At 59.5% G+C, this 10,288-nt stretch carries 11 protein-coding genes and 1 pseudogene; 4 read left to right on the forward strand and 8 right to left on the reverse strand.

The window, feature by feature from the left end:
• Nucleotides 1-11 precede the first annotated feature (11 nt).
• Together WCA85_RS28630 and WCA85_RS28635 are read left to right on the forward strand one after the other, a co-directional pair.
• On the forward strand, nt 12-809 hold the full coding sequence (locus WCA85_RS28630; protein ID WP_424068237.1) for an SDR family NAD(P)-dependent oxidoreductase: 798 nt from the start codon (nt 12-14) through the stop codon (nt 807-809).
• 67 nt (nt 810-876) lie between these two features.
• Nucleotides 877-1,272: a VOC family protein gene (locus WCA85_RS28635; RefSeq protein ID WP_424068250.1), complete on the forward strand. Its 396-nt coding sequence runs from the start codon at nt 877-879 to the stop codon at nt 1,270-1,272.
• 83 nt (nt 1,273-1,355) lie between these two features.
• Here WCA85_RS28635 and WCA85_RS28640 read toward each other — a convergent pair whose 3' ends face one another.
• The 5 genes and pseudogenes from WCA85_RS28640 to WCA85_RS28660 form a co-directional block, all read right to left on the reverse strand.
• On the reverse strand, nt 1,356-2,315 hold the full coding sequence (locus WCA85_RS28640) for a helix-turn-helix domain-containing protein (RefSeq protein WP_424068238.1): 960 nt from the start codon (nt 2,313-2,315) through the stop codon (nt 1,356-1,358).
• A 269-nt stretch (nt 2,316-2,584) separates the two neighbouring features.
• On the reverse strand, nt 2,585-2,989 hold the full coding sequence (locus WCA85_RS28645) for a RidA family protein (protein ID WP_424068239.1): 405 nt from the start codon (nt 2,987-2,989) through the stop codon (nt 2,585-2,587).
• Nucleotides 2,990-3,046: 57 nt separating this feature from the next.
• Nucleotides 3,047-3,609 (reverse strand): annotated as a pseudogene (locus WCA85_RS28650) (M20/M25/M40 family metallo-hydrolase).
• A gap of 57 nt (nt 3,610-3,666) precedes the next feature.
• The gene (locus tag WCA85_RS28655) at nt 3,667-4,335 is read right to left on the reverse strand and encodes a haloacid dehalogenase type II (RefSeq protein ID WP_424068240.1); all 669 of its coding nucleotides are present in this window, start codon (nt 4,333-4,335) and stop codon (nt 3,667-3,669) included.
• Between the two features lie 152 nt (nt 4,336-4,487).
• Nucleotides 4,488-5,954 (reverse strand): aldehyde dehydrogenase family protein, encoded by a 1,467-nt coding sequence (locus WCA85_RS28660; protein WP_424068241.1) that lies wholly within the window; start codon nt 5,952-5,954, stop codon nt 4,488-4,490.
• A gap of 71 nt (nt 5,955-6,025) precedes the next feature.
• Between WCA85_RS28660 and WCA85_RS28665 the strand changes: the two genes are divergently transcribed.
• A complete protein-coding gene (locus WCA85_RS28665; RefSeq protein WP_424068242.1) occupies nt 6,026-6,946 on the forward strand; it encodes a LysR substrate-binding domain-containing protein in 921 nt (306 codons plus the stop codon).
• Nucleotides 6,947-7,092: 146 nt separating this feature from the next.
• Nucleotides 7,093-8,223 (forward strand): DSD1 family PLP-dependent enzyme, encoded by a 1,131-nt coding sequence (locus WCA85_RS28670; protein WP_424068243.1) that lies wholly within the window; start codon nt 7,093-7,095, stop codon nt 8,221-8,223.
• 115 nt (nt 8,224-8,338) lie between these two features.
• On the opposite strand, the gene WCA85_RS28675 is transcribed toward WCA85_RS28670, so the two are convergent.
• The 3 genes from WCA85_RS28675 to WCA85_RS28685 all read right to left on the reverse strand — a co-directional run.
• Nucleotides 8,339-8,716: a helix-turn-helix domain-containing protein gene (locus WCA85_RS28675; protein WP_424068251.1), complete on the reverse strand. Its 378-nt coding sequence runs from the start codon at nt 8,714-8,716 to the stop codon at nt 8,339-8,341.
• A 44-nt stretch (nt 8,717-8,760) separates the two neighbouring features.
• Nucleotides 8,761-9,924: an NAD(P)/FAD-dependent oxidoreductase gene (locus WCA85_RS28680; protein WP_424068244.1), complete on the reverse strand. Its 1,164-nt coding sequence runs from the start codon at nt 9,922-9,924 to the stop codon at nt 8,761-8,763.
• On the reverse strand, nt 9,921-10,288 hold a 368-nt coding region (locus WCA85_RS28685; protein WP_424068245.1), incomplete at its 5' end, for a (2Fe-2S)-binding protein. The genes WCA85_RS28680 and WCA85_RS28685, both read right to left, overlap by 4 nt.

Consider the following 10,288-nt stretch of genomic DNA (forward strand, 5'->3'; position numbering starts at 1 on the left):
AGGAGCAGCGCATGGACAGGTTAAAAGGCAAAGTCGCCATCGTTACTGGCGCAAGTTCAGGATTTGGTCGCGGCATTGCGCTGTCGTACGCGGCCGAAGGTGCAAAGGTCGTCGTCAGCGACATTCACGAAGAACCGAATCAAGGCGGCTTTGAGGGTAACGCCCAACTCACGACCGTTGCTGCCATCAGGGAAGCGGGCGGCGAAGCAACCTACGTGTCGTGCAATGTCACCAGGCAGCCGGAGGTCGCCAACCTCGTTCAAGAAGCGGTTCGCGTGTACGGTGGGCTCGACGTCATCGTGAACAACGCCGGCATCTACCGTGCTGGAAAGCTCGCTCACGAGTTCACGGTCGAGGACCTGGACGCGTGCTTCGACGTCAACGTGCGGGGCACATGGTTTGGTTGCCAGGAGGCCATCAAGGTATTTCTGAAGCAGGGTCGCGGCGGAAACATCGTCAATATCGTATCGACCGCAGGCCTTCAGGGACATCCGAAGCAGTCGGTCTACAACATCTCGAAAGGCGCCGCGGCAAATCTGACTCGATGTCTCGCCATCGAATACGGTCGCGACAAGATTCGGGTGAACGGTATCTGTCCGACGTACGCGAAGACTTCGTTGACGCGCGCGCTGTTCGACGACAAGGACTTCGACAAAGCCTTCACGGACCTCATCCCGCTGAAACGTTGGGGTGAAGTCGAAGACATTGCCAACCTGGCCGTCTTCCTCGGGTCGGACGAGTCGAGCTACATGCACGGGGACCTCATCCGCATTGACGGTGGCGAGACGCTCTGCCGTTTCTCGGTTTAAACAAGTAGCTCATAGCGGCCCGGTCATCGCCGGGTCGCTTTTTGCGTCAGGACGCACAGGTGTGAAATTGCCAAAAATCATTCATTCCATGATTCGAGTTTTCGACCTCGCCAAGTCACTGAAGTTTTACGAGGACGCGCTGGAATTGAAGACCAGTCATCGTCTGGACTTCCCCGAGTTTTCCCTCGTTTATCTGAAGAACAGTGAGAACGACGTCGAAATCGAACTGACGTGGAACAAAGGCCGCGACGCCGAGTACACGCATGGCGACGGCTACGGTCATATCGCCGTTGCTGTGCCGAATCTCGAAGTCGAACATACCCGCATGTCTGGCCTCGGACTCAATCCACTACCCATCAAGGAATTCAAGCGCGGTGATGAGATGCTTGCCCGCTTCTTCTTTCTGCAGGACCCCGATGGCTACAAAATTGAGGTCCTGGAACGTGCGGGCCACTATGTTTAGTTGACACGAGGCAGCCTACGGGCATGGAAGACTGCTTCCTCATGCTCGCGATGCTGGCAGGTACCCGCAGGCGCTGTGGGCCTTTACGATGCAATTGCTGCACGGCGAGCATCGCCGGGTGATTCGCCAAACTTTTCCTTGAACGCGCGACAGAAGTGGCTGGTCGAGTTGAAACCGAATCGATACGCGATTTCGGCGATTTGATAGCGGTTATAAGACGGGTCCAAAAGTGCCTGCTTGCATGCCATCAATCGACTGTGGATAACGTATCCGGACACGGTCATATCGCTTCTCTGGAACAACATATGCAGGTAACGCAAAGAAATGCCGCATGACTCTGCGATGCGCGCTGGTGTCAGTCCGTCTTCGTGGAGATGCTGGAGGATGTAGTCGTGTACTTTTCTCAGCATCATGGCGCTGGCGTCAAACGTTGCGACATGCTGTTGACCCGATAAGGCGATCCCCAGCAGCTCAAGGGTCGACCGGCTTACCGATCCCTGGACGGTGGGGTCGAGCGAAGAAATTTCGTTGGATAGCGCAAGCAGGTGAACCGCAAGCAGAGAGCCGACGCCGGTTTTGCTTTCAATGCGTCCACCGGACGGTGGCTGTTTGCGCTCAGGCATGCGCTCGCGCATCAGCGACCATGGAATCATCAGCGTCACTTTATGCAGGCGCTCCATGACTTCAAACTGGACCACCTGGTCGGTCGTCCACACCACCAGGTCGCCAGAGCGGACCTCAACACCGCTGTCACCGATCTTGAATCGCTCGCGCCCGCTGGTAGTGAGTTGCACACCCACATACAACTCGTCGTCGCGGTGTACTTGCTTGCCGGTCCGTTCTCCGACGCAGGGGTCGCAGATGGTCTCCACTATCTCGGCGCCGGCGAAATCGTGTCGGCGTAGCGCCGCGTAGAACGTGGCTGGCACCCGCTGCGGCACCTGCCACTCACGATAGCTTCCGCTCAGTATGTCCTGCCAGGCATCGGTCCTGTCTTCGACCGCCACCTCGCTGGTTGACCAGCTTGTCGATTCATTTTGCACAGCATGTCTCCCTATCGTCGCCCGTTCCGCGTTCCGGCTGGGCATACTTATGGGTTCTTCAATCTACCCTGCATCAAACCGTCCCATCACTGGGAGCTTCCCTGGAGCCGAGATCAGACTCCGGATGTTGATACCACCTCTCACCTTAACGTCTTGCCGCGGAAGTCGATTGATTCCCTGTGCATGGTGGGTTGACGTACCGCGCAGTAGTCGATCTGAATCCAGCCCCAATATCACCGACCAAGCGGAGTCCGTAGACCGGCCACACCCTACAGTAAAGCGATGGCCTCGACTTCAATCTTGAAGCCGAAGTGAAGGACGGGAACCGGGACGACGGCGCGGGCCGGCTGGGCATTGTTCGCCCATCGGGCATAAATCTGATTGAAGGTCGCCCAGTGTTCGATATCGACGATATATACACGCACCTGGATTAGTTGCTCGATGCTGCTACCGGCACCGGCGAGCGCCGCTTTCAGATTCGCCAGCACCTGTTCCGCCTGAGCTTCGAACGATGCGTTCGTCAACTTCTGCCCTTGCGCATCGATCGGCAATTGTCCTGACACGAAAACCATGCCGTTGGCTATTGCAACGTGACTGTAGTGGCCGCCCGGCGTGGCAAGACCATCGGGATTCCTCGTCACCGGACGCTGAGAGTTATGTTCGCTACCATCCATGAATCGGCTCCAGTTCGAGATTGCGCTAGCGTTGGATAACGCGAGTAAGTGTAGTCGTCAAGCCGACAAAAACCTTTCATCCAGCTTCACCCAATAGGTCGAACCCGTCGACAACAAAGCATCGTTGAAATCATAGCTCGCGTTATGAAGTGTGCACGGTCCCATGCCATGCCCGGCGTCACGATGCGACCCTTCGCCATTGCCGCGGAACGCATAACATCCCGGTTTTTCGAGCAGCATGAAGGAGAAATCTTCGCCGCTCATCGTCGGTTCGACAGAACGGTCGACGTTCTGGCGTCCGACCACCCGTCGTGCCCACAAGCGTGCATGCGGCCGGGGTTTTGCGACTTATGTTCGAACGCGTTGAGTTCGCCAATGGGCAATGCATCCATATCGGCGCGCAAACCCACGCTTTTTGAACTCGTCCCGCGCTTTAACAGGCCGACGACTCCCGTTTTACCCATTCCCCGATAAACCTTCAAACCCCATCGTTCGAGGTTATCTGCGACCAGTTGCGACGTTTTCGTTTCTTCGTAGCGCAACTCGGGATGCGCGTAAATCGTTCGTCGCAAAGCCTTGATTTCTTCGTGCGACGCTTCGATTTCTGGAATCAGATACATGTTGGCCCCTGTTGCGCCGGTTAGGCCGTGGTTATCTGATCGGCCCGCTCGTGACCATCACAGGCCGACAACACCTGCCAGGCCGCCAATGTCCTGAACCTCCGTGTAGTTGTACGCAGGATTGGACGGCCCGTGTCCGCGATTTACGAACACCTTGTTCTTCACGCCCAGATCGTCTGCAGCCATCAGGTCATAACGCAGGCTCGACGACACATGCAAGATATCTTCGGGACCACAGCCGAGGTTGTCCAGCATGTATTCGAACGCAGGCAAGCGCGGCTTGTAGGCCTGTGCCATCTGCGCGGTGAAGACCTTGTGGAACGGCGCGCCGAGCTTGTCGACGTTGCTCTGGATCTGGTCGTTCGAGGCATTCGACAGAATCACCAGCGGAATTTCATGCGCTACTTTTGCGAGCCCTGCCGGCACGTCCGCATGCGGCCCCCAGGTTGGCACGGCGTCATAGAAGCGTTGAGCTTCGGCGTCGATATATTCGATGTTCCAGCGCTTGAGGGTGCGGCGCACGGCATTCTTGACGACATCCTGATACGGCTTCCACGCACCGAGCACCTCGTCCATGCGGTACGACGCAAAGTCCTTCGTGAACTGCTCCATGTTCTCTGCCGCAACGCGGTCGGCGAAGATCTCACGTGCCAGATCGCTCATGCGAAAGCGCGTCAGCGTACCGTAGCAGTCGAAGGTGATGTATTTGGGCTTGAAGAGGGTCATGTCCTGGTCCTGTTATCAGCGGAAAAAGCCGGGGTAGAGAAACCGGCACAGTAACGGATTGCATCTTTGAAATCAGGTGCTGCAATGTTTCGGTAAACGCGGACGCGGCCGTTCAGGTGCAACTGCATGCTTTCAGAAAACCTCGCCTGGAATCAACCGAACCCGATGATCGCTTTTGTCTCGAAGTACTCTTCGAGCCCGTAGACGCCGTACTCGCGTCCATTTCCCGAGCGCTTATAGCCGCCGAACGGCGCATGCGGATCCCAGGCTGGATGATTAAGATGGACTTGCCCGGCGCGAATGCGGGATGCAACGGCACGCGCTGCATCAAGGTCTTGAGCCTGAACGTGGGCGCTCAATCCGTAGGACGTGCTGTTCGCAATGCGGACCGCATCGTCGACGGTATCGTACGGAATGATGCAGAGGACCGGGCCGAAAATCTCTTCCTGCGCGATCCGCATCAGCGATTCGACATCGGAGAAAACAGTGGGCCTAACATAGAAGCCCTTGCTAAATGCCGCCACGCGCCCGGGGCCGCCGCATATCAGCCTCGCGCCCTCGCGGATGCCCGCATCGATCATCGTTTGCACGCGCTTAAACTGCGCCTCGTTTGCGAGCGGCCCAAGCACGGTTTCTTCGGATGCCGGGTCCCCAACGACGATTGCATTGGCGGTCTGAGCGGCAAGCGCCTCGACCTCGGCAAGCCGGTCGCGTGGCACGATCATCCTTGTGGGCGCGCTGCAGGATTGACCCACGTTTCGAAACGCGGCCATCACGCCAAGCGGAACCACTTTGGCAAAATCCGCATCAGGAAGCAGGATGTTCGGCGACTTGCCGCCCAGCTCCTGCGTCACGCGCTTCACAGATTGGGCTGCTGCCTGCGCGACAAGCGCGCCCGCCCGGTTCGACCCCGTGATCGAAATCATGTCGATATCCGGGTGCCTCGCCAGCGCGTCGCCGACCTCGGGTCCGCTTCCATTGACGAGATTAAACACGCCCGGGGGCAAGCCGGCATCGTGGACCAGTTGCGCAAACAGAAGCGCGCTTAACGGCGATAGCTCGCTGGGCTTGAGAATCACTGTGCATCCGGCGGCTAGCGCCGGCGCCACCTTCGCCGTGATCTGATAGAGCGGCCAATTCCATGGCGTGATGAGGGCACACACGCCAATCGGCTCTCGCACGATAGCGGTACCGTTTTCCACGGTGCGGAAGCGATAGCTCGCCAGCAGATCCCGCGCTACCCGAACGTGCTCCGCCGCGAGCGGCACCTGCATTGCGCGCGCAAAGCCGATCGCGGCGCCCATCTCAAGTGACAGCGTCTGCGCAAAAGCCTCTTTGCGTTCGAGAATGAGCTGATGAATCCGGTCCAGGATACCCACGCGCAACGCTACGGGCGAGGTTGACCAGCCAGAGAAAGCTGCACGCGCCGCAACGACTGCACGGTCGACGTCTTCCGCCGATCCTGTCGCGATCTCTCCCACCACCAGCTCGGTTGCCGGATTGACGACCGGCATCGAGGCGGGGTGAGCGGGCGACGTCCAGCGGCCGTCGATATAGAAGCTGCGACAGGTATGCGGATCAACGCTGTCACGCTCAGGTACTTGGCTGATAGGGTTCATACGGCTCACTATAGGAAACCAGAAGTTTGTCGTGTTTAATATCGAGTGAATCCATCGTTAAAGGTAGTTTAATGATCGAACTGGACGATATGCGTCTGTTCCGCGCCCTCGGCGTGTCGCGATCGCTCGCGGCAGCCGCCAGGCTCCTGAATCTCACTCCGCCCGCCGTCACGGTCCGGCTACAGCGACTGGAGGAGCGTCTGGGCGTGCAACTGGCCGTGCGCGAAGCACGAGGCATCTCGCTGACCGACGAAGGTCAGCGGCTGCTTCAGGAAGCAACGGAAGTGCTTGAGCGGATCGAAGCCATCCCGTCTCGCGTGTCTGGAGAATTGGGGGCCGTCAGCGGCAATCTGCGTATCGTCGCTCCTTTTGGGTTCGGACGTGCGCACATTGCACCGCTGGTCCGTGACCTGCACCAGGCGCATCCGAATCTGGCAATTTCGCTCTACCTGTCAGACAGCCCGCCCGCGTCCGCTTCGGGAGCTGATGTTGTCGTGTCCATCGGCAACATCAAGGCGTCGTCGTGGATTGGGCACTATCTGGCGCCGAATGAACGTTTTCTATGCGCCAGTCCCGCACTCGCACGACGTCTACGCAAGATCGCGCATCCATCCGAGCTTGCACAGTGCGAATGTCTATGTTTGCGCGAGAACGACGAAGATGCAATGCGCCTGCGTTTCATCCAGGCAGATGCAGACGGAAACCACACAAGCAAAGCCGTTACGGTACGGATGTCCGGTGTGCTGTCATCCAACGACGGTACCGTCATCAGCGACTGGGCCGTCGAGGGACTCGGCATCATCGAGCGTTCCGAGTGGGATGCCGCCCGCCTCATCACGACCGGGAAACTGGTGCGCGTGCTGCCGGCGTGGCGCCTGGAACCCGCTCCCGTCATGGCCCTGCTGCCGTCACGCCACGGCGTGTCGAGCCGCCAGCGCCTGTTTCTCGACGCGGCAAAGCGGGCGTTCGATCCGCCGCCGTGGCGCCGCTGATAGCGTATTTAGTCTGGTTTAACGGAGGGTTCACCTCGCATTAAACACAAGCGCTGGACGGCTTCCTATAGTGACCTCTTCATCTGGACGCGCATCAGCGCGCTTCCAGACTACGTTTAAATCGTCAAAAACGAAGGGAGCCACCGATGAGCCTGCAGTCTCTGAACACCCCGGCAGCATTGATCGACGTGGCGCGCATGGTGCGCAACATCGAGCGGATGCAGCAGCGCCTGAATGGGCTCGGCGTTCGTTTCAGACCACACGTCAAGACGACGAAATGTGTTCAGGTCGTAGACGCGCAAATTGCCGCCGGTGCGCAAGGCATCACGGTGTCCACACTCAAGGAAGCCGAACAGTTCTTTGCCACGGGTATTCGCGACATCGTCTACGCCGTTGGCATGGCACCCGGCAAGCTGGGTCAGGCACTCGAACTGCGCCGGCAAGGCTGCGATCTGAAGATCGTTGCCGATAGCATCGCGTGCGCAGAAGCAATCGAAGCATTCGGCCGGGAACATGGCGAAGCCTTCGACGTCTGGATCGAGATCGACGTCGACGGTCACCGCTCTGGCGTCCTCCCTGAGGACGATTTGCTCCTCGCGATTGGCAAGGTTCTGAAAGAAGGCGGCATGCACGTTGGCGGCGTGCTGGCACACGCCGGATCAAGCTACGAATACGACACTCACGACCCACTTGTGCGCATCGCCGAGCAGGAGCGATCCGGTTGCGTCCGCGCTGCTGAACGGCTTCGCGCGGCGGACATACCGTGCGAAGTCGTGAGCATCGGATCGACACCGACCGCGCTGACCGCTGAGCACCTCGAAGGTGTTACCGAGGTCCGTGCCGGCGTGTACGTGATGTTCGATCTGGTCATGCATAACGTGGGCGTCAACGACACATCCGAGATCGCTCTAAGCGTGTTGACCACCGTGATTGGCCACCAGGAAGACAAAGGTTGGGCGATCGTCGACGCTGGCTGGATGGCGATGAGCCGGGACCGTGGCACGCAACGCCAGCAACGGGACTTTGGATACGGACTGGTCTGCTCGGAAAATGGCGAAGTGCTGGGCGACTATGTGATGAGCGGCGCCAATCAGGAGCACGGGATCATCTCCCGGACTGGCACACCCGATCGCGAAATCGCACACAGGTTTCCAATCGGGACGCGACTACGGATCCTGCCCAATCACGCGTGTGCAACCGGCGCACAACATCCCGTCTACCAGGCACTCGCCGAGGACGGCAGCATCGAAACATGGCCGCGATTTTACGGATGGTGATGCATTGCATCACGCGGCCAGCTTGTCTGGCCACCTCATACTTTAAGGCCTGCATCAGGCCTTTTTCCGATTCTGCGTCGCGCATGGCCCCGGGCGCGACGCAGATCATCCTGCATCAACGTGACGAAGGCTGCATGACGTAGTCGCCAGGCGTCACGCCGACGGTGCGCCTGAAATGGCGCCCGAGATGACTCTGATCGAAGAAGCCGACTTCGGTCGCAACGACCGATGGCGGGATTCCATGACGCAGCAGACGCTGCGCATGCCGGATGCGTACCAGGCAGACGTATCGATGCGGAGAAATCCCCACTTCCAGCCGGAACAGCGTAGCGAAACGGGACACACTGAGTCCCGCCGTCGCGGCGAGCGTAGCGAGACTCACCGGCTGCGCGAAGTAGGTTTCAATAAAAGCGACGGCCCGTTCGACAGCGCGCGAAGGCGTGCACGGCGTATTGACCGTCTCCGGCTCACGCACGAACCCAGAAACCGGCATGTCAACTTCCGCATACTCGAGATGTTTTGCCATGTCGCGCTCCGCTATGCCGCAATCGGTGTGGCATTCGCCGTCGTGGCGAAGCGCTGGATCGCGAACGGTTCGATCGGCGTACTGGTTGCACCGGTGTCGATCAGTTCGGCCATCACATCCCCAACGCCCGGTCCCAACTGGAAGCCATGTCCGCAGAAACCGAATGCGTAGTAGAGGCCATCCACCTTGCCGCTGGGCCCCATGATCGGATGATCGTCGGGCATATAGCCTTCCACCCCGCTCCACACGCGGATGATGTTCAGCCTCGTCACAGCAGGGGCGACCCGGGCGAGCTGTTTGAATTGCAACAAGGTGCTCTCCGGCAGCACTTTCGCGCGGCGCTGGTCGAGAAATGCAGGGGCACGTGCACAGCCACCAATGACGATATTGCCGCGCGCCACTTGCCGGAAATAAATGATCTCTTCGAGCATTGGCGACGTTACACCGACCACCGGCTGGATCGAGTACGGTACCGGTTCAGTAACGGCCATCTGCGGCCCGTTGACCATGATCGGCACCGCTTCACCGAATTGCGTGCTCAACTGGTTGCCCCAGGCGCCCGCCGTAATCAGCATGTTCGGCGCGCAGAACACGCGGCCGTCCGTACTGGTTGCGCGAAACAGATCGCCGTCTTTCTCCACGGTGGCGATCTCGGTGTTCTCTTCGAGGCGGGCACCCGCACGCGCCGCTGCACGTCCAAACGCAGGTGCGGCCAGACGTGGATTCGCGTGGCCATCCATGATCGAATGCGATCCGGATAACACTTCCCTGCCGAGAAACGGAAATTTCGCGTGCAGTTCCGCGCCGCGATACAGGGCGAGCTTCAGACCATAATGCGCCGCTTCGCGCGCATACACTTCGAGCGCGTCGTCCTGCTCCTGTCGATAGCACACGCGAATATGGCCGGACATCAGAAACTCCGCGTCGTGTCCGATCAACTCGGGCAGCTTGCCCCAGATCTCGCGCGACCGGTTTGCAAGCGGCAATTGCGGCAGATAACGTCCCTGCCGGCGCACATTGCCGAAGTTCACCCCGCTTGCCTGCTGCCCAATCAAGCCGCGTTCGAGCACGACCACTGAACGGCCGCGTTGACGGAGGAAAAACGCGGAGGCAATGCCCATAAATCCGCCGCCGACGATCACCACATCCGCGTCGGTCCGATTCGTCCCGCTCATATGTCCTCCAGCGTATCCGTTGCAGTGGCCGCGCTTGCGGGTGCGCTTGTGGTTGCACTTGTGACGTCGGGCCTTGCAGCCGTGACGACAATCGTCGAAATTGGAAACGGTTTGACCGGTGCCTGGCCGCGCAGGCGTCCCACCGTTTCGAGCGGCACACCCGCTGCGGCGGCAATCACTTCGGCTGCGGCATGAGCGCAATAGCGCCCCTGGCAACGCCCCATGCCGACCCGGCTGAACGCCTTGGCGCGATTCGCCTCACGCGCGCCTTCGTCGTGGATCACGCGGCGCAGTTCGCTCGCGCTGATGCCTTCGCAGCGGCACACGACCGTCTCGTCGGACAAACGGGCCGCCTGTTCTGCGG

The organism is Paraburkholderia sp., from assembly GCF_049581445.1.
Classification (GTDB): domain Bacteria; phylum Pseudomonadota; class Gammaproteobacteria; order Burkholderiales; family Burkholderiaceae; genus Paraburkholderia.